The sequence below is a fragment of the Paenibacillus sp. JJ1722 genome, from assembly GCF_048282685.1.
Classification (GTDB): Bacteria; Bacillota; Bacilli; order Paenibacillales; family Paenibacillaceae; genus Paenibacillus; species Paenibacillus polymyxa_B.
In genome coordinates this window covers 2,662,879-2,682,462 of record NZ_CP182500.1, presented here as the reverse complement: position 1 = coordinate 2,682,462, position 19,584 = coordinate 2,662,879, and the positions used below count along the sequence as shown (strand labels likewise).

Sequence of the window (19,584 nt, the reverse complement as noted above, 5' to 3'; positions counted from 1 at the left end):
AATTATGCAACGTTACTTAGTCTGTTCCAGCAATTTGCTAATAATATAATCTAGCTGCCCCGTCATACTAGCAACGTCCGAATAATAGAACAGTCCTGCATATTTCGCTGGAATTTCGATGATATGTCCGTTTTTAACGGCTGGAATACTGCTCCAGATTTTTGTCTTCGCATATTCGGATTCTTTGCCTTCCTGCTTAAACCAAAGGACATAATCTCCAAAGTATTCAGCAGCTACCTCGTAGGATAAAGAACCTCGACGCTCTCCGGAGCTTTTAACCAATGTGTTGAGCTTTTCCGGTTTGTGAAGTCCAAGATAATTGTAAAGCAACGTTCCTCCACGTGAGCCTGTTTCATAATAAATTCCATAGGAGCCACTGCCCCAGTCCTCGAAAATGCTAAACGTTTTGTCCTTGAATATGTCGGAATTTAGTTTTTCTTTGGCCTGACTCAGCTTGCTTTCAAACAGTGAAATCACTTTGTCTGCTTCTGCTTCATGTCCTGTGGCCTGACCAAGAAATTTCAAACGTTCTAGGGAGGTCATTTTATCCTCAGGTATCACAAGAACAGGCGCAATTTTAGAGAGCTTATCATAATCCTTTGTATCATATGTAATGATGAGATCAGGATCATACTTCATAATTTCCTCAGTTTCCCACTTTTCGATATTGGGGATGTCGTTAAACTTATCGTAAAAAGGCATCGTTTCTTGTTTCCACCCCATGACTGCGGCCGGCTTAATCCCTAGTGTAAATACATCGCCAACATACCAGTTCACTACTACCCGTTGAGGATTAGCGGGCACCTTCACATCTCCTTTTACCGTAGAGACTGTACGCGTATCAGAATCACTGCTTACCTCTTCCTTCGTGGGCGACGCGGGTTTAGCAGATGAATCAGAGGAACTGCCAGCATTCCCACAACCTGAAATAACAAAAATCACTACGAATAGTGCACATAAAATCATGTGAAATTTCTTGTTCATCATACGATGCATGTTGTAAATCTCCTTTGAAATATAGTAAGTGCAAAACATACTTAAAATTAGTGATATTGATAATCATTATCACTAATATAAAATTGTAAATTTTATATTAGTGATTGTCAACTGTTTCTTTATTTTTTTGTTTTACTTTAATGGGTTCTCCAGTGCTCCCCTTCTATTCGCTTCATGCCATTCCTGGTAGATTCCTCCAATTTCATAAAATGCTTTGTTCATTGCAGTTGTCAGCTCCTTCGTGATTTCCTTGGTATATTTTAAATGAGTATTTATGTTATCCACTTTATATTTGCGAAGTAAATTTAGATGAGCAATGATGTGAATTGTATCTTCGATGATCCAATAAATCACATCCTCTTCCTCTTTCGTAAGCTTGTTCAGCATCTGTATGCCTCTTTCATACATCTGGAGCGTATAACCCCGCTTGCCCACTTGCACATACGGGCTCAGATCATCATAAAAATCCGTACGGAAAGGTCGTCTTACATATTGCTCATACTGGTCTTCATATATTGAAGTTTGTTCAAGCTGTTTAATAGTCATATCTATGAGTTCTTGTTCGCTATATATTTTTTTCATCAGATTTTCCCTTCCCTTTCTCTACTAAATAAATTCAAGTCATAATCATGTTAGATCACAAGTGATGCAATAAGAAGTCAAATTCTTTTTTTACCAACCATTAACAATTCTGTTTGATGCAAACGATAATTAGAATAGAGGGAATTTCCTCAATATATCCAACTGAAGGAGACAGGCGAATGAATAGAGTATGGACGAAAGCATCAGCTATTCTATTGGTAGTGGTATCCTTAATATTCAACGGAACGTACGCACTCGCAGCTTCGGCAACATCAACGTATATCGTTACGTTTCAACAAGCAACCTTGGTATCCAACGATCACGTAGGCAACGAATGGGCCATTGCTGCCCAGGTGGCAGATCAATCCATTAGTGAAGGTAACAGCGTGAAGGTGAAGGTCAAATCGAATGGTAGCATAAAGCTGTATGCGTACGCTGAGGAACAAGACAAAATTCCTGATGAAGGCGAAGCCACCAAGAATGTAAAGGTCTCCTCGGTTTCTGCTAAAGGTTCTACCGTTAAGTTAAGAGTGACGGTTACTGAAAACCGTGGACGTTATTCAGGTCATCAAGCCGTTTGGGAATTTACGTACAAGATTAAGAAACAATAATAGAATGCTAAAAAAAAGACCGTCACTCCCCAGGAGCGGCGGTCTTCGCTTTTACAAGTCGCTGTAACTGGGCACGTACCATTTCGGTATATAGGTTTGAAAGTAATTATACGCCTCCAAAACCTCTTCAGCTCGTTGCACCATATCGTCTACCTCTTCTTTGCCAAATGGAATGGCCCAGTGAATCGATGAAAGCTGATTGCTTGCAATATACAGAGCCATTAATCTAAAAAATAAATCAGGTACATGGTTATTAAAATAACTGTGGATACGGCCCGAAGCGAATAAAGGACTTAATGCTGCACACCAGGTAATTCTATTGAATTCCTCCCAAGGATCACCATAATCCATTCTATTAAAATCAATGATACCCAGTTCACCAGATGGGTTAACCACCATATTGCCTACATGATAATCCCCATGCTGAAAAGTCTGGGGACGATTTTCTAATAGATGGCGGTTTTTCTCAATAAAGCTTATGGCTTGATCTGCTCCCTTTAGGGGAATACCGCATGACTTATAGTTTGTAATATATCTGTTGATTTTGGCATTATAATGTTCAGCCCATGGGACTCGATCTTGCTCCGCATGAATCTCATGCATTTTTTTTAGTGCATCTCCTGCCTGAACTCCGAGTTGATACTGTTGTGCTGCGGTTAACGTGAGGATAATCTCTTCAGCATCTTTCCCTTCGATCCAGGTGAACAGAGAATACACAGATTGACCATCATGACAAATCCCAAATTCAAGCGGCCGGGACATGAACAGATTCTCCACGTGATTCAGCTTTGTTACAGCTTCAAACTCGCGTTTCTTTTTATCATAATGAATCATATCCGACATTCTTAGCAGCAAGTCCCTACCGTCAGTGGTTTGAATATAATATTTTTTGTCACTAGACCAGCCTTTATGAATCTCTTCCACGCTGCTCCACATGCTGGCACCCGGTATTTCACTAAAGAGTCGATTCACGCTCATCCCCCCACGTTAAGATAGCCTTACTTACTATATTTGCTTTCCATAGTTTACCTTTGAAATGACAGAGGAATCAATCTTCTTCCAGGAAAAACTCAAATAAAAAAGGCTGAAAAGACAAGTCGTCTCTTCAACCTCAATATTCACTGGGTTGCCATCGTGAACACCCATCACTTGTATTGTCAAATTAGTAAGAATAAGAAAACTCATGTTTAAATTCGTCTACCCGTTGAATGGTTTTCAAAATATTGCGACCTTCACGTGTGCCATCAATAATACGACGAGCTTGTTTACTATCCCCGATATTAATAACTTCTACTTGATGTTCTTTACCATATTCGAGCAAGCTGTCCATCAGCGGACTGTACGAACGCATACCCAAGCATACGAATCCAAGATCAAAAGGAATCTCAAACTCCTGTTCTCCATGCTTTACTTTGAAGCGGTCGCTGCACACTTCTGTCAAAGCTGTTTCCGTATGGACGTTCACTTCCCGCTCCTCTACCATTTTCATCATAGAAATGCGAGTAATCATATCCAGGTCTTTACCCAGTAGCGGCATCATCTCAATGATGGAAACCTCTTGTGCCCCACGCTCTGCGTAATATTCGACAACATCCAGTCCCACAGCTCCGCCACCAACTACAGCAATGCGTTTACCTTCAAACTCCTGGAATTTCTCCATGTTGTGCAAAAGATCAAAGATGGAGAACACTTTTGTGCCCGGTTTGCCCAGTTGTTCATGCAAACCTGCAATTGGCGGAAGAAGTGGTGTGGACCCCGTCGCATTGACAATAATATCAGGATTCAGGGCACTAATCATCGCCAAATCGGCTCGGGTCCCTGTTACAATGTTCAGATTGGTTAACTGTTTGGTGCGTTGAATCAGATAATCAGGGAAATCATTGATGCGTGTTTTGTCCGGCAAGCGGGCAATATCACGAGCCAAGCCACCCAACTCTGGTTTCTCCTCAAAGAGGGTTACTTTGCAGCCTACTTCGGCTGCCGTACATGCTGCTTCCATCCCAGCGGTACCCCCACCGATCACAACAACCTGAACATTGTTTTTAACACGTTGTTTCCGGTATTCAGCTTCCTTGAACAGATCCGGATTTACCGTACAGCAAATCGGTTTACTTTTGGAGATACGATGATCGGCACAACCAATGTTGCAAGAGATACATTTTCTAAGCAAATGTTCGTAGCCGTTTTGCACTTTAAGCACCCAGTTCGGTTCTGCAATCAACCCTCTACCCATAGCCAGCAGATCAGCGTCACCTCTCTCCAAAATATCCTGCGCAGCCTGTGGGCTCCGAATATTACCTGAGGTCATCGTGACCTTCCCGAATTTTTCTTTTACCGCTTTAGCCATATATGAGCGCCAACCATCCGGCAGGTTCATCCCGTCAATCTGGAACTGGATGGAATCATTCAGAGCAGCAGAAACGTTCAGAATATCTACCTCATCATTAAGATACTCCAATAACTCGAGTGTATCTTCCAGTGTGTTCCCACCTTCTGTGAACTCTTCCGCGCTAAAACGTAAGCAAATAGGGAAAAATGGACCGACCACTGAACGAATTTCATCAATGACTAATCTGGCAAAACGAGTACGGTTTTCTGCGCTTCCGCCAAATTCATCCGTGCGTTTATTATACATCGGTGAAAGAAACTGACTCAGCAAGTAGGAGTGTCCCGCATGAATTTCAACACAGTCAAATCCTGCTCGTTGCGCTCTTCCCGCTGCTTCTCCGTATTTGCGCACAATGGCGTAAATTTCTTCTTTTTGCAGAGGTCTTGGAATAGCTCCGCCCTTTTTAGAAGGAATATTCGAAGAAGATACAGGCTGAACTCCGTTCAGTCGTCCCGCATAAGCCGAAGCACCCGCATGGTTAATTTGTACAGAAACACAGGCTCCATAAGAGTGCAGGGCTTCTGTTAATCTAAACAGTCCGGGAATAAACTGGTCGTTATCCATACGCAACTGGGTTGTTCCGTTTGTACCCATCGGGAAATCCAGACAAACATTTTCTACTGTTATCAAGCCGGTACCACCTTTGGCCCGTTGCACGTAATAGTCAATATGATCCTGAACAAAGCTTCCGTCCATGGCAGCAAAGTTAGTTCCCATCGGGGGCATAACAATCCGATTTTTCAAGGTCATGCGTCGTATGGTTAGAGGTTCAAAGATAGCAGGATAGTGGTTCATTGTTCTTCCTCCTTGCGAGTTTACAAATTTCATGTTCAAGTTTCCATAAAGCATTCTCATATGTGATTTTTTTCACTTTTGGGAATATCGAGATGTTATTGAGTACGATCATTCCTTATGACTTGATTTTATATCATCTAATCCATAAATTCTAATGCTATTTTATGTATCAAATCATAGTTTCAGTCTATAGATTAACTGGATTTAGACATAAAAAAGGAACAATCCTATGAGAAATGTTCCTTTAGTGTGAAAAATCATGCTTATATTCCGGACCATCTACCGATCCGTTCTTTTGAAACCGTTGGGTACACGCTCCAAAATCCCTTCCCTAACATATTTGTCCAGCAGCCCACACATTGCGGCATATCCATTTTTTCTGAATAAAGGTACGTAGGCTGTGGCTTTAGGAGAGATTCGAAGTTGTGAACTGTGCGAGCGATTGGTCTATACCCTTACGCCTCATTTCTATTTTCCTTCCTCCTATCCATCACTAGAAGTATTCCATTCAGAAACCAAAAATCCCCTGCCCGAAAAGCCGGGTGAGTCCAAAGAAAGGAAACACCTCAGCTTGACGTCAAGGGAGACTTGTCTAGATTATACTTTTAAATCACCATCATAGGTGGCAATCATATTGTACAGTTCAGGACGACGGTCACGGAAAATGCCCCATTCAATCCGTCCTACTTCCAGCTCATCCAGGTCAAATTCAGCAGTAAGCACTTCCTCATCGGTACGACCCGCTTCTGCGATCTTGTTACCTTGATGCCCAGCAATAAAGGATGAACCGTAGAATGTAATACTGGAGTCCTCGTCTGTTTCAGTTCCGATCCGATTGGAAGCAATGACTGGAATCAGATTGGAAGCAGCATGACCCAGCATACAAGTCTGCCAGTGATCTTTGGAATCAATGGCAGAATCCTGCGGTTCCGAGCCAATAGCTGTCGGATAGAACAAAAGTTCTGCACCCATGAGCGCCATACAACGGGCCGCCTCAGGATACCATTGATCCCAGCACACACCTACCCCAATTTTGGCATAACGTGTATTCCATACTTTAAAACCGGTATCGCCCGGATTAAAATAAAATTTTTCCTCATACCCAGGACCGTCTGGGATATGACTTTTGCGGTATTTACCCAACACTTCACCGTCTGCATCAATTACAGCAAGACTGTTGTAGCGCGCGTAGTTTTTCTTTTCATAAAAACTGATTGGCAGCACAACCTGTAATTCTTTGGCGATCTTCTTAAAATGGTTAACCGCCTTGTTGTGCTCCAGCTCAGTTGCATATGAATAATAATCAGACTTTTCCTTCTGACAGAAGTACGGAGTTTCGAACAACTCCTGCAGCAAAATAATTTGTGCGCCCTGCGCAGCCGCTTCACGTACTAGCTTCTCTGCTTTGCTTATATTTTCTTCGATATTGGTAGAGCAGCTCATTTGAGTCGCTGCCACTTTTACTTTTCTCACTTTAGTCCTCCTTTTAGATGTTGTATCGTTCAACGCTTTACAGCAGGCATCTGCTGGGTCGTACAGTGTACGTTACCGCCTTCACGGATGACCGCCATACCGTCTACAGTCCGAATGGTGCGATCTGGAAATACATTTGCCAGCACTTGCTCAGCTGCAAGATCGCTCTCAGCGGCAGTGCCGCCAAACACTGGCAAAATGATACCGCCATTCACAAAGTAGAAGTTAATATAGCTCAGTGTCAATCGGCTGTCTTCATAATCCACACGCGGCGGCTGACCGATCCGAATCACTTCCAGCTTACGGCCTTGGGCATCCGTTGCTTGCTCCAGAATACGCAGATTTTCCTGCGTGATTTCGTAATTTTCATCCTCAGGATCATCACATACTTGCATAATGACCTTGCCAGGAGCTGCAAAGCAAGCAATATTGTCCACATGGCCATCTGTTTCGTCGCCACTAAGACCACGTTTTAGCCAAATTATTTTCTCTACACCTGTATACTCACATACATACCGTTCAATTTCTTCTCTGTTTAATTCCGGATTTCGGTTGGAATTGAGCAAACACTCTTCGGTTGTAATCAGTGTGCCTTCGCCATCTACGTGCAGTGAGCCGCCTTCCATCACAAGCGGTGCATCAAACCGTGGAACTCCAAGTTTGTCCAAAATTTGCGGCGCAACCTGATCATCCAGGTCCCATGGAGCGTATTTACCACCCCAGGCGTTAAACTTCCAGTTTACACCTGCCAGCTGACCATGCTCGTCTGTGAGAAAAGTAGGGCCATTGTCACGCAGCCACGCATCGCTGTGTTCAATCGGCAGCAGTTCTACACGTTCCCCAAGTTCAAGCGCCTTAACGCTCTCCAGATCATCCGGATTTACGACCACAGTAACTGGTTCAAATTCCGCCATGGCGCGTACAATTCCGGCATAGCCCTTGCATACATCAGCATGCATATTCGGGTAAACCATTGAAGATTTTACAGGCCAAGAAATATACGTGCGTTCATGTGGCGCCCATTCAGGCGGCATCTTATAATGTGAATCCTTAATTTGCATGTAATGAAGCTCTCTTTCTTTTTCATAATGTAGACTCCGCTCCTATCATACAATAATATGATCTTTGTCTCAATCGAAGCGGAAAAGTTTTAATAATTTACAATCACATTTGAGTAAATTACTTTGAAAACGTGATTGCTTTCACCGTATTCCCATCAAAATCCTTCACAGTGAAATGTGCTCCCTCCAGCACACCGTAAGAGGATGGATAGTTATCTTTTGGCAGCGAGATCGAACCGGGGTTCAGTATAAAGACCCCATTTTCCACATCCGCTACCGGAATATGAGTATGTCCCTGGATGAACACATCTCCCGCTTCCAGTGGTGGTAAATTTCCGATACTAAAGCCATGTCCGTGCGTGACATAGATTCTCCGTCCTTCATGATACAGCCAAGCATAATCACCCATCATAGGAAACTCAAGTAGCATCTGATCCACCTCTGCATCGCAATTCCCGCGCACAGAAACCGCAATGTGGGACTTGTACTTATTCAGCAGAGCGGCCACTTCTGCCGGATTATACCCTTCTGGTAACGGATTACGTGGTCCGTGGTACATATAATCTCCGAGCAAGACAAGACGATCGGCTTTCTCCTCCCTGAACTTTTCCAGTGCCAATTGCAACCAGTGCAGCGAGCCGTGAATATCTGAAATAAACATCAATTTCATGATTGTTCTTTCCTTTCTGAATAGGCTAAAAAACATTCCACTTAAGTACATTATTGCATTATTCCCTGAACAAATCTGTGCAAAAATTTTCTCTCGTTTGATAATACTCTTTTAAGAAAATAAACTACAGCTCCGAGTGAGCTGTAGTTTATTATTAGTTCCTTTTGTACTTGGTCTTATCATCTTCGGTGATTTTACGGATTACCGTGCAAGGGTTTCCAGCAGCAATCACACCAGAAGGGATATCTTTGGTAACAACACTTCCTGCACCGATAATGGAGTTATCGCCTATAGTAACACCAGGCAGAACGCTGACATTACCACCGATCCACACATTATTGCCGACTGTAATTGGAAATGCAATCTCCAATCCCTCATTACGTTGTTCTACATCAAGAGCATGACCCGCAGTATAAAATCCGCAGTTAGGAGCAACAAACACATGATCACCAAAAACGATTTTTGCCCCATCAAGCAAAACTAGATTATGGTTACTATAGAAATTTTCACCGATTTCAATGTTATAGCCATAGTCACATACGAAAGGTTGCTCAATCAAGAATCTATCAGTTGTTTTCCCAAGTAAAGTTTTGATGAGTGTTTCTCGTTCTTCGATATTTCTAGGATGGAGCTGATTATATTCGTGGCAGAGAACTTTAGCGTGTAAACGTTCTTCAATTAACTCTTCATCATAATTAGCATTGTATAGGAGTCCTAGTTGTGATCTTTCTTTTTCTGTCATGTCCATCCTCGCTTTGCTTATTTAGATACAGAATTCAGATTTCTTTTAAAGCTTCATTGTAGGATTCCACATGCTCACTCTTCAGAACTGGAAAGCTACTCACATTGAAATTTCCACCAAATTACCTTCTGGATCTTTAATTACGCTTTCATAATAGCCGTCACCTGTCAATCTTGGCTGACCCACAACTTCATATCCTGCATGCATGAGCTGCTCTGTCTTTTCATTCACCCGTGCTTTACTTCCAACGGAAAATGCCACATGAGCCCAGCCCGTAATATTTATCTGTGGTGAATGATCTACTCCCGTTTTACGCATTACCTCTAACCTTGCTCCATCCTCAAAGGTGATAAAATAGGACTCAAATCCTTTTGTAGCGTTATAATATTTATCGTTAGATTTTCCATCAAAATATTGCTCGTAAAAGCTTTTCATCTTTTCTAAGTCTCTCACCCAGATCGCTACATGCTCAATCTTCATTATTTTCCTCCTTCTGCAGCCCTCATCATTAATTTATACTGGACTCAATTTTTAACATCGTTATTATTAACGTTTTAATAAGTCTCAATATATCTCAGTAATTAATTTTTGTCCAATCTATTTATCATCAATTACCAATAAATAACGCTTACGAATCATTCATGAAAGCTCTTTCGTCCTCAGCTTGTAACCCGGTTGCTAATACCCCTAAAAAATTAGCGACCGCTTCGTAAAAGAGAAGAAGCGGTCGCTATCTATAAGCCTTCATTGTAAATTTAATACTTAATCACTGGTTTATTTATAAATTAACGTTTCAAGCTTTCACCGTTCGTAGCAATAACTTCTTTGTACCAATGGAACGATTTCTTCGGATATCTTTCAAGTGTACCGCTGCCATCATCATGACGGTCTACGTAAATGTAGCCATAACGTTTTTTAAGCTGAGCGGTCGATGCGCTGACAAGGTCAATACATCCCCAAGACGTGTAGCCCAAAACCTCTACTCCGTCCTCAATAGCTTCTCCAACTTGAACCAAATGATCATTCAGGTAGTTGATCCGGTAGTCATCTTCAACCGTTTTTTCGCCTTTTTCATTCGTGATCAGTTCATCAACGGCGCCCAGGCCATTTTCAACGATGAACAGTGGTTTTTGGAAGCGATCATAGAACGTATTCAGGACATAACGCAGACCTTGCGGATCAATTTGCCAGCCCCACTCACTTGCCTCGAGATGCGGATTGCTGACACCACCAAGGATGTTACCTTTACCTTTGACTTTTTTAGCTTCGTCAGCTGTCTCACAAGTACTCATATAATAGCTGAACGAGATAAAATCAACGGTATGCTTCAAATCTTCGGCATCACCTGGTTCAAAGTGAATAGAAATTCCGTTTTCTTTAAAGAAACGTTTCATGTAACCTGGGTATTGACCTCTTGCGTGAATATCGGCAAATGCCATGTTTCTGTGATCAAATTCCATCGCAGCAATCACATCGTCCGGATTAGGTGTCAGCGGATAAGTAGGCATGCTCAGCACCATACAGCCAATTTTGAAATCAGGGTTGATCTGATGACCGATTTTTACTGCTCTTGCACTCGCTACAAGCTCATGGTGAATAGCTTGATAAAGATCTTGTTCACTAAGTTGATCTTTTGGTGTGCTAATTCCTCCACTCATGAATGGTGCTTCAAGAATGGAGTTGATTTCATTGAAAGTCAACCAGTATTTAACTTTATCTTTGTAGCGATTAAATACAGTTGTAGCATAGCGCTCATAAAAATCAACAAGCTTACGGTTTACCCAACCATCGTATTCTCTGGACAAATGTAAAGGTGTTTCATAGTGAGATAATGTAACGAGTGGCTCAATTCCATATTTGTGAAGTTCATCAAACAAATCATCATAAAATTGCAAGCCTTTTTCGTTAGGCTCCAGTTCGTCACCTTTAGGGAAAATACGTGACCATGCGATAGAAGTACGGAATACTTTGAAGCCCATTTCTGCAAAAAGTTTGATATCTTCTTTATAATGATGATAAAAATCAATACCGATCAACTTCATGTTATCTTCTGTTGGTACATCCGTAACGGGCCCCCAGCCACCACGAGGAGTTACATCCTGAATGGACCAGCCTTTTCCATCTTCTTGATAAGCGCCTTCGAGCTGATTAGCAGCAACTGCTCCGCCCCACAGGAAATCTTTTGGAAACTGTGTACTCATATTTTCTCCGCCTTTGCTGATGTTTTTCATTAACTAGGATAGAAATACGTTACCTCTATGCTAATGTGTTATAAAGTACTTCTAACTGAATCTTAAGGTTTGTAACGCGTTTCATGTCAAGTATTATTTTAAAAACTTCCAGAGCTTATAATTGTATTATCTCCAATAATTACCCCCATATTTATAACTCTTCTATTATTGAGTAAAATGGCTATTCTTCAAATGGCGGATCTACATGAATGTCTCTATCTGGTTCAGTGCTTACCCAGCGAGTAAAGATAACCTGAAAACCGGCTCGAGTCGGCGCGCAGGCAAAAGGACCCGCCTGTTGTCCCGTTTCATAAGGAAAACGTGCTACACGTACGGTGCGCCAGCTTTGATTTTCGGTTCGGGCTCTAATGATAACTGCATCCTGTAGCTGTGAAGCACGAATCGTCACATTTTTCCCTACCCAATCAGGTACAGGAGCTAATGACCAATCGGAATAGCCATCCGTGACTACGACTGCCAGTTGAGGAATTCCATCATTTAATTCGATTCCGGCTTTAATCCACTTTTGCTGTCCTTGATACAGCATTATACCGGCCTGATCGTAGAGCTCCGTAAATGAGCCTAATTGAAACGTGACTTCGATGGCAGAGCCTTCTTCCCAGTCTGTAAGCAGGGAATGTCCGCTACTGCGTTCAAATCCATACAAAGTTTTTTCCCAGTAGTCGCTTCCTTCTCTGGTTTCAACTTTAAGGAACTGATCTTCTTCTATGGATGATACAGGGTGATTAGTCCATGTCCCTGTAGTCCATGCAATCGATTTTTGAGTCATTAATCTCATCCTCTCATGCTTTATTAAACGATGCCCTATTTCCTTTTCTCCACCAATTGCAAATTGTACGTCAGACTTTCAAGGGTCACCGAAATCAACCCACGCATGTATTCATCATGCGTATCATTTTTCACAAAAATCTCGGGCATATGTTCTTTGGGTACATCTTTTAGACAGCCGTTATAAATATCGTCCAACAGAGTCGGCTTGGATAACTCTCCAGTCAAAGCGATAGATACAGGGTCTATGATCGCAATAATGGAAGTTATCGTTTTGATCGCCAAAGGAACAAATCCCTCTGTGCTATTTAACTGTTTAAGCTGTTCCTCTCTTGTTAAATCAAAGGGTAAGAAGGAAACCTCCCCAGCAAATTTGGTATTTCCTTTTAACAAATGTCCATCGACAATAAAACCCGCGCCGGGGAAATTGTCTTTGGGAAACGTAACAATAGCAAAGGTTTTATCCTCATCATAATTCTGCATGTTATAAAATCCGTAGACTGTCAAATGCATATCATTTTCAATGGTAACTTCTAATCCGTATTTATCTTGAAGCCGTGGACCTACAGGGACTCCTATGAGCAGGTCGAGATCACAAACATCGATAATCCCTTGATGAACAACCCCGGGGATGCCAATCCCAATGGCTTTGACGTTTCCATAGTTATTAATCAGCTCTCCAATTTGGGTTTCTATGACCTCATAATCAATATGAGGCACATTGGAAGTATTCTCGATGATGATATCACCAAGCAAATTGGCAACAGCATAAGTAAGAGAATGTATACCGCCTTCCGTTTTCACATTTAAACAGATAATATAAGAATAGTCAGCGTTATATTTGTAACGTCTAGCCGGACGTCCGCCATTCGACTCTTCCAATTCCGTCTCTAATACTTCCCCGGTTTGAAGAAGCTCATTCAAAATATTTCCGCAAGTTGCCACACTAAGACCTGTGATACTGGCTATGGATGACTTGGTTGCATATTCCTTGGATTTCAGTGTGTTTTTAACTAACTCTACATTAATTTGTTTAACCCGAATGGTATTATTGGAGACTGGTTGTATTTGAATACACTCCTTTTCCAGTATTTATTAAAAGGTTTATAATAAGTTGTAATATAACGCTCTGCCTGCAAAAAGTCAATTTGTACACATTTTCCTCTTCTCTTCGATCATCATGCTATACTAGAAATAAGAATCAAATTTTTAGTGCGGCATCTTTGCGATGAAACTAAGTGAAATTGGGGGGATTCTGTTGTCAGCTATTGAGTATATAGCAATAATCGCGTTGCTCCTCTCCGTCATACTTTTAATTAAGGTCTACAGCCTTCAATCTCGGCTTAATGACTTGAAATCCGACGTGGAGCGTCTTGAAAATCGTTCAGGAATACAAGGCGCATCGCTGTCAGGTACCATCGCTGCCACTCCTCCACATATTCTAGATGCAGGAGCTTCAGAAGATATCAATGAAAGGTTGCTCCTGCTAATTAGGGAAGGTAAAAAGATTCAAGCCATAAAAGAGCTGAGAACCGCTAAGGATCTTTCCCTTAAGGATGCAAAGGATTATGTGGATCACTTGGAAAAACTCTAAAGAAAGGAAGAAATAAGATGAGTGCCAGCAAAACAAACGCCATGCGCATATTGGACGGGCAACATATACAATACAATATTTTGAGTTATGATCATCAAGACGGAAAAATAGACGGGATGAATGTGGCTGAGAAAATCGAGAGAGCCCCGGAAATGGTTTTCAAAACTTTGGTTGCACATGGCAAACAAAATCTGTTTGTTTTTGTGATTCCTGTACATAAAGAGCTTGATCTCAAAAAAGCAGCCAAATCCGCGGGAGAGAAAAAAATTGAAATGCTTCCAGTTAAGGATTTGCAAAAGTATACGGGATATATTCGCGGTGGCTGCTCCCCCATAGGAATGAAAAAGCTCTACCCCACTTTTATCGACGAGCCTGCATTGGAACTGGAAGCCATCGTTGTGAGCGGTGGGAAAATTGGGACCCAACTGGAGTTGAGTCCACACGATTTAGCTCTAATCATTCAGGCACAGTTTACAGATCTGACGCATACAGCATAAAACTCACCACATGATCATAAAATCTTTATGCGTATTTTCTCTTATCCCATACTTCATCAAGCTTCAACCTGGAGAGGAAGATCTAATGATGCATAATGATTGCCCGAAAAATGCAAGAATCCCCCAACCCATCAGAAGTGATGGTGCTGGGGGTATCGACAAGGGTCCACGTGATGTGATGAGGGATCTACAGAATCCTGATATGCTGGTTCCCCCCGTAACGGACAATGGTCTCATTCCGAATATGAGATTTTCTTTTTCTGATGCTCATATGCAGCTTAATCATGGTGGGTGGTCAAGAGAAGTAACAGTAAGGGAATTACCTATTGCTACAACCCTTGCCGGGGTGAATATGAGTTTAACACCGGGTGGTGTACGTGAGCTTCACTGGCATCAGCAGGCGGAATGGTCATATATGCTGTTGGGAAGTGCTCGCATTACGGCAGTTGACCAAAATGGACGTAATTTTATTGCTGATGTGGGTCCCGGGGATCTCTGGTATTTTCCTCCTGGCATTCCGCACTCTATACAGGGGCTTGAGGATGGGTGCGAATTTTTGCTGGTTTTTGATGATGGCAGTTTCTCCGATCTGAACACCCTATCCATCTCGGATTGGTTCGCACATACTCCCAAAGACGTACTTTCTGCAAATTTTGGTGTACCAGAAGCTGATTTTGCAGCGATTCCTCAAGATCAAGTATACATCTATCAGGATTCCGTTCCCGGTTCAATCCAAAGCCAAGCGGTTCCCTCTCCTTACGGGACATTGCCCCAATCCTTCAAGCATGAATTACTAGCCCAGCCCCCAATCAAAACGCCGGGCGGAAGCGTACGAATCGTTGACTCCTCCAATTTTCCGATTTCCAAAACCATCGCAGCCGCCCTTGTTGAGATTGAGCCCGGAGCCATGCGAGAAATGCACTGGCACCCCAATAATGACGAATGGCAATACTATCTGACAGGGCAAGGAAGGATGACTGTCTTTGGTGGTAATGGCGCGGCCCGCACATTTGATTTTAGAGCCGGAGATGTCGGATATGTGCCTTTTGCTTACGGTCATTATATTCAAAATACTGGCTCTAGCTCACTATGGTTTCTTGAAATGTTTAAAAGTGACCGTTTTGCAGATGTTTCCTTGAATCAATGGATGGCTCTCACGCCAACAGAACTGGTTCAGAGTAATTTACATGTAGGTACTGATGTGATCTCTAACTTACGAAAGGTAAAATGGCCCGTCGTCAAATATCCTGGTTATTCTTATGACCCTAAAAAGAAATAACCGGGAACGGTATCACGCTCGCCACTAGATTAGTGAACCTTCTTTTTGAATATGACGGGTTGATTCAATTGCCCCCTTCATTATTACTTCCATTTTCACGTATCCTTCTATCCAATCCCGCCAACATATCTGCATACTCTTCAGGCATTCCAGCGTGAACCATTCCCACTTCCAACTCTTCATCAGACAACGAGATATGCTGAATCGGTTGGCCTGTTACTTTCCCGATAATCTCAGCCACTCCGCCAAAGATTAGCGACTGAGGTCCGGTGATGACTATACAAAAAAAACACCGTATCGGAATACGGTGTTTTTATAAACTAACTAACAAAGACTATTCCTCAGAGTCTACATTGTGGTAAACCTGCTGAACATCCTCCAAATCTTCTAATGCATCAATCAATTTATCGAATTGAACCTGTGCATCTTCTGGAAGAGAAATATCATTTTGGGCAAGCATGGTGAGCTCCGCAACGGTAAACTCAGTCACTCCTGCTTGTTTGAAAGCTTCCTGCACAGCATGGAATTGATCAGGTTCTGCATATACGATGACGGCTTCATCTTCTTCAATGATGTCACGTACCTCTACATCTGCCTCCATCAGCAGCTCCAGCACTTCATCTGCGGTTTTACCCACCAGACCAATAACTGCTGTTGAATCAAACATGTAGGCTACAGATCCACTCACGCCTAAGCTACCGCCATTTTTAGTAAAAGCAGAACGCACATCTGATGCTGTACGGTTAACGTTATTGGTCAGTGCATCTACAATGACCATGGAACCGTTCGGTCCAAAACCTTCATAACGAAGCTCTACGTAGTTTTCATCGCCAGCACCTTTTGCTTTTTCAATAGCACGGTCAATGATTGCTTTGGGTACATTGTACGTTTTTGCACGTTCTAAAACGACTCTTAATACCCGATTGGATTCAGGATCAGGTTCGCCCTGTTTGGCTGCCACATAAATTTCCACGCCAAATTTAGCATATATACGACTCGTATTAGCATCCTTGGATGCCTTCTTTTCTTTAATGTTATTCCACTTACGTCCCATAATATCCCGCTCTCTTCCTGTATGAATATACACAACGAACTTCATTATATCCTTGTATATTATATCTCCTAAAGGACATACGAACAAGTTCAAACAACTCCGTTATGGAAAAATAAACAATTCTACCTAATTAGGGATGCTTGGAAATGTGAACTTTCAATTCTCCTCATCTATGGACAATCCCCCTATCAATCTCTAAGATGAGGAGGAAGTCTGACTTGAAGGAGATCATTCACTTGGATGTCTTGTACAAAAAGTTGAGCCATAATCATGAAATCACAGTATACGAAACCACTGAGCTGTATGGTGAAAAGGGATTATTTCGAGTAATGCAGTTTTCAAATACAGCCGTCCAAGGCGCGGTGGACTTGAATCATCCGCAACGCATTGTGTTCGAATATCCGAGAGCAATCATCCATCTCATGGAGCTGAACGATCCGTCATTTGAAGATGTATTTGTTATTGGGCACGGTATAGGTACAATAGCGGGTCATTTTACAGATAAACGCTTTAAGATTGCCGAGCTGGATGCACAAGTCGTAGAGTTCAGCCGAACATTCTTTGGATACGATCAGGATAATGTGACTGTTGGCGATGGACGACGCATTCTGGAGAAGGAAGCGCCGGATGCTTATGACTATATTATTTTGGACGCCTTCACGGAGCAGGGTACACCCTTGCATTTAATATCCTGGGAATTTTTCAAGATGACCAAAGAAAAGCTGGATTCCGAAGGCTCCCTGATCATGAATTTAATGGGCAAAAGTGAACACGACCACCTGATCAATGCCATTCACACAACGTTGCGTGAAGAATTCGCCTATGTCACAACTTTCTCGCTCCCCTCGGAAGGCGCTGCCGACATTCAAAATATCATTATGATTGGTCGGGACAAGCCCATCCGGTTTCAGGCACGTCAGATGGCGGAATTTCATGAAATTACACTTGGAGAAGGTTATATTCTACGGGATACAGATGGTTAGTGTAGTTCCAATATTCGTCTCTCTACATCTTCGATATGAATCGTCTCTTTGTTGCAGCTTTTTCGTTCCACTAACTCTACTTTCCCGTGTTCGGCATCTTTACCAACGACGATGCGCACGGGAATACCTACTAAATCGGAGTCTTTGAATTTAACCCCGGGCCGTTCCTCCCGATCATCCAGCAGCACCTCCACGCCACGATCCTGCAGCTGGTTGTATAATTTCTCGGCTATTTGCATCTGAAGCCTGTCTTTCACAGAAATCGGAATAATATGAACTTGAAATGGGGCCAGCGCATAAGGCCATATCATTCCGTTCTGATCGTGATTTTGCTCTACAATGGCGGAAAGGATCCGGGATACGCCAATGCCATAGCAGCCCATAATCATCGCTTGCTCAGTTCCGGAAGCATCCAGAAAAGTCGCACCCAGCTTCTCACTATATTTGGTGCCTAGTTTAAATACGTGTCCGATCTCAATCCCACGATGAAGTTTCAATTCCCCTTCGTCACATCGAGGACATCTATCCCCTTCTATGGCATTCCGCAAGTCAGCCACATGCCGAAGATCTATATCGCGCACTGGATTCACATGTCGATAATGATAATCCAGCTCGTTGGCGCCTGCGATACCGCTGGACATTTGGACAACGGCGTAATCTACCCACATAGGGATCGTCAATCCGCATGGGCCTATGAACCCCGAGGGGGTTCCAGTCGCCTTTGACACAGTGTCTGCACTTGCTATTTCGAATTTTTCACTACCTAAAATATGTTTAACTTTCACTTCGTTGACCTCATGATCACCCCTGACAACTACAGCAACAGGTTGATCGTCAGCCATATAAATCAGTGTTTTGATGATTTCTTCAGGTTCTATGTGAAGCGATTCAACCAGTTGATCTATTGTACGCAGACCTGGAGTATGGAATTTTTCCATTTTAGCTGTATCGAAAGAAGGATGGCTGACATGTTCATTTTCATCTGAGACTGGGGCTATTTCTATTTCCCCCGTCGACCGCGCCACGGCTTTTTCAAGATTAGCTGCATATTCACAGCAGGTACATGCTACAATTGTGTCCTCTCCAATATCAGCTAGAGCCATAAATTCATGGGTTTCACCTTCGCCACCAATGGCACCCGCATCTGCTTCTACAGCACGAAAATTTAGACCACAGCGGGTGAAAATACGATGATATGCCTGGAACATGGTCCAATAGGTATGATCTAGTCCTTCCCAATGTGCATCAAACGAATAGGCATCCTTCATTAAGAATTCTCTGCTGCGAAGCAGGCCAAATCGAGGACGTCGTTCATCCCGAAATTTGGTTTGAATTTGATACAGGGTTACAGGCAATTTGCGATAAGAATTCACTTCATTTCGTATTAAAGACGTAATGACCTCTTCATGTGTAGGCCCCAAAGCAAACTCCCGATCATGCCGATCTTGCAAACGCATCAGCTCAGGACCGTAAACATCGTATCTCCCTGATTCTTGCCACAGCTCCGTTGGCTGCAATACAGGCATCAGCAGTTCCCCAGCCCCTACGCGATCCATTTCATCCCGTACGATTTGCTCTACTTTTCTGAGCACCCGTCTGCCCAGTGGCATGTAGGTGTACATTCCAGCCGCCAGTTGACGGATAAATCCTCCCCGCAGCATAAGCTGATGACTGATCACTTCGGCCTCTGCGGGTGCTTCACGCAAGGTTGTCAGTAATAATTGGCTTTGGCGCATGTGTAGCTACCTCCTTATATGGACGATAAAATGTACGCAAAAAGACACATCCGTCAGGGACGAATGTGTCGTGGTACCACCCTTAATTTGACCGTAACCATA

20 protein-coding genes are annotated in these 19,584 nt (G+C 42.7%); 5 read left to right on the top strand and 15 right to left on the bottom strand.

Features of this window, described 5'->3' with window-relative positions:
- Positions 1–12 precede the first annotated feature (12 nt).
- Together ACM1ND_RS11965 and ACM1ND_RS11960 are read right to left on the bottom strand one after the other, a co-directional pair.
- Positions 13–996 (bottom strand): ABC transporter substrate-binding protein, encoded by a 984-nt coding sequence (locus tag ACM1ND_RS11965; RefSeq protein WP_023988494.1) that lies wholly within the window; start codon positions 994–996, stop codon positions 13–15.
- A gap of 132 nt (positions 997–1,128) precedes the next feature.
- Positions 1,129–1,578, bottom strand: a complete 450-nt coding sequence (locus ACM1ND_RS11960) for an Imm63 family immunity protein (protein WP_028541366.1) — start codon at positions 1,576–1,578, stop codon at positions 1,129–1,131.
- Positions 1,579–1,757: 179 nt separating this feature from the next.
- On the opposite strand from ACM1ND_RS11960, the gene ACM1ND_RS11955 reads away from it, so the two are divergent.
- Positions 1,758–2,189 (top strand): hypothetical protein, encoded by a 432-nt coding sequence (locus ACM1ND_RS11955; protein WP_028541367.1) that lies wholly within the window; start codon positions 1,758–1,760, stop codon positions 2,187–2,189.
- Between the two features lie 51 nt (positions 2,190–2,240).
- Here the strand turns inward: ACM1ND_RS11955 and ACM1ND_RS11950 are convergent, their stop codons facing one another.
- From ACM1ND_RS11950 to ACM1ND_RS11905, 10 genes are all read right to left on the bottom strand, one after another.
- On the bottom strand, positions 2,241–3,161 hold the full coding sequence (locus tag ACM1ND_RS11950; protein WP_028541368.1) for an aminoglycoside phosphotransferase family protein: 921 nt from the start codon (positions 3,159–3,161) through the stop codon (positions 2,241–2,243).
- A 190-nt stretch (positions 3,162–3,351) separates the two neighbouring features.
- Positions 3,352–5,373 carry an NAD(P)/FAD-dependent oxidoreductase gene (locus ACM1ND_RS11945; RefSeq protein ID WP_069080122.1) on the bottom strand — a complete coding sequence of 674 codons (2,022 nt, stop codon included), beginning with the start codon at positions 5,371–5,373 and terminating at the stop codon, positions 3,352–3,354.
- A gap of 597 nt (positions 5,374–5,970) precedes the next feature.
- The gene (gene aguB / locus ACM1ND_RS11940; RefSeq protein WP_025721082.1) at positions 5,971–6,846 is read right to left on the bottom strand and encodes an N-carbamoylputrescine amidase; all 876 of its coding nucleotides are present in this window, start codon (positions 6,844–6,846) and stop codon (positions 5,971–5,973) included.
- 29 nt (positions 6,847–6,875) lie between these two features.
- The gene (locus ACM1ND_RS11935) at positions 6,876–7,907 is read right to left on the bottom strand and encodes an agmatine deiminase family protein (protein WP_068938729.1); all 1,032 of its coding nucleotides are present in this window, start codon (positions 7,905–7,907) and stop codon (positions 6,876–6,878) included.
- A 118-nt stretch (positions 7,908–8,025) separates the two neighbouring features.
- Positions 8,026–8,577 carry a phosphodiesterase gene (yfcE, locus tag ACM1ND_RS11930; protein WP_023988488.1) on the bottom strand — a complete coding sequence of 184 codons (552 nt, stop codon included), beginning with the start codon at positions 8,575–8,577 and terminating at the stop codon, positions 8,026–8,028.
- A gap of 154 nt (positions 8,578–8,731) precedes the next feature.
- On the bottom strand, positions 8,732–9,319 hold the full coding sequence (locus ACM1ND_RS11925; protein ID WP_023988487.1) for a sugar O-acetyltransferase: 588 nt from the start codon (positions 9,317–9,319) through the stop codon (positions 8,732–8,734).
- Positions 9,320–9,418: 99 nt separating this feature from the next.
- On the bottom strand, positions 9,419–9,799 hold the full coding sequence (locus ACM1ND_RS11920) for a VOC family protein (protein WP_023988486.1): 381 nt from the start codon (positions 9,797–9,799) through the stop codon (positions 9,419–9,421).
- A 305-nt stretch (positions 9,800–10,104) separates the two neighbouring features.
- The gene (locus ACM1ND_RS11915) at positions 10,105–11,520 is read right to left on the bottom strand and encodes a glycoside hydrolase family 1 protein (RefSeq protein ID WP_071559638.1); all 1,416 of its coding nucleotides are present in this window, start codon (positions 11,518–11,520) and stop codon (positions 10,105–10,107) included.
- Positions 11,521–11,731: 211 nt separating this feature from the next.
- Positions 11,732–12,340 carry a DUF1349 domain-containing protein gene (locus tag ACM1ND_RS11910; RefSeq protein WP_013310225.1) on the bottom strand — a complete coding sequence of 203 codons (609 nt, stop codon included), beginning with the start codon at positions 12,338–12,340 and terminating at the stop codon, positions 11,732–11,734.
- A gap of 35 nt (positions 12,341–12,375) precedes the next feature.
- Positions 12,376–13,284, bottom strand: coding sequence for an ROK family protein (locus ACM1ND_RS11905; RefSeq protein WP_025721092.1), 909 nt, complete (start codon positions 13,282–13,284; stop codon positions 12,376–12,378).
- A 283-nt stretch (positions 13,285–13,567) separates the two neighbouring features.
- Between ACM1ND_RS11905 and ACM1ND_RS11900 the strand changes: the two genes are divergently transcribed.
- The 3 genes from ACM1ND_RS11900 (at position 13,568) to ACM1ND_RS11890 (ending at position 15,709) form a co-directional block, all read left to right on the top strand.
- Complete coding sequence (locus ACM1ND_RS11900) at positions 13,568–13,933, top strand: ribosomal protein L7/L12 (RefSeq protein WP_068938727.1); 366 nt, start codon at positions 13,568–13,570, stop codon at positions 13,931–13,933.
- Positions 13,934–13,950: 17 nt separating this feature from the next.
- On the top strand, positions 13,951–14,430 hold the full coding sequence (gene ybaK / locus ACM1ND_RS11895) for a Cys-tRNA(Pro) deacylase (RefSeq protein WP_418027781.1): 480 nt from the start codon (positions 13,951–13,953) through the stop codon (positions 14,428–14,430).
- A gap of 88 nt (positions 14,431–14,518) precedes the next feature.
- Positions 14,519–15,709 (top strand): oxalate decarboxylase family bicupin, encoded by a 1,191-nt coding sequence (locus ACM1ND_RS11890; RefSeq protein ID WP_053325374.1) that lies wholly within the window; start codon positions 14,519–14,521, stop codon positions 15,707–15,709.
- Positions 15,710–15,773: 64 nt separating this feature from the next.
- On the opposite strand, the gene ACM1ND_RS11885 is transcribed toward ACM1ND_RS11890, so the two are convergent.
- Positions 15,774–15,950, bottom strand: a complete 177-nt coding sequence (locus tag ACM1ND_RS11885; RefSeq protein WP_226887860.1) for a hypothetical protein — start codon at positions 15,948–15,950, stop codon at positions 15,774–15,776.
- 93 nt (positions 15,951–16,043) lie between these two features.
- Positions 16,044–16,763 carry a YebC/PmpR family DNA-binding transcriptional regulator gene (locus ACM1ND_RS11880; RefSeq protein WP_013310214.1) on the bottom strand — a complete coding sequence of 240 codons (720 nt, stop codon included), beginning with the start codon at positions 16,761–16,763 and terminating at the stop codon, positions 16,044–16,046.
- A gap of 218 nt (positions 16,764–16,981) precedes the next feature.
- Here ACM1ND_RS11880 and ACM1ND_RS11875 point away from each other — a divergent pair, with 218 nt between their 5' ends.
- Positions 16,982–17,746: a spermidine synthase gene (locus ACM1ND_RS11875; RefSeq protein WP_418027779.1), complete on the top strand. Its 765-nt coding sequence runs from the start codon at positions 16,982–16,984 to the stop codon at positions 17,744–17,746.
- Here the strand turns inward: ACM1ND_RS11875 and ACM1ND_RS11870 are convergent.
- Positions 17,743–19,482 carry a proline--tRNA ligase gene (locus tag ACM1ND_RS11870; protein ID WP_341063784.1) on the bottom strand — a complete coding sequence of 580 codons (1,740 nt, stop codon included), beginning with the start codon at positions 19,480–19,482 and terminating at the stop codon, positions 17,743–17,745. The genes ACM1ND_RS11875 and ACM1ND_RS11870 overlap by 4 nt on opposite strands.
- Between the last annotated feature and the right edge of the window lie 102 nt (positions 19,483–19,584).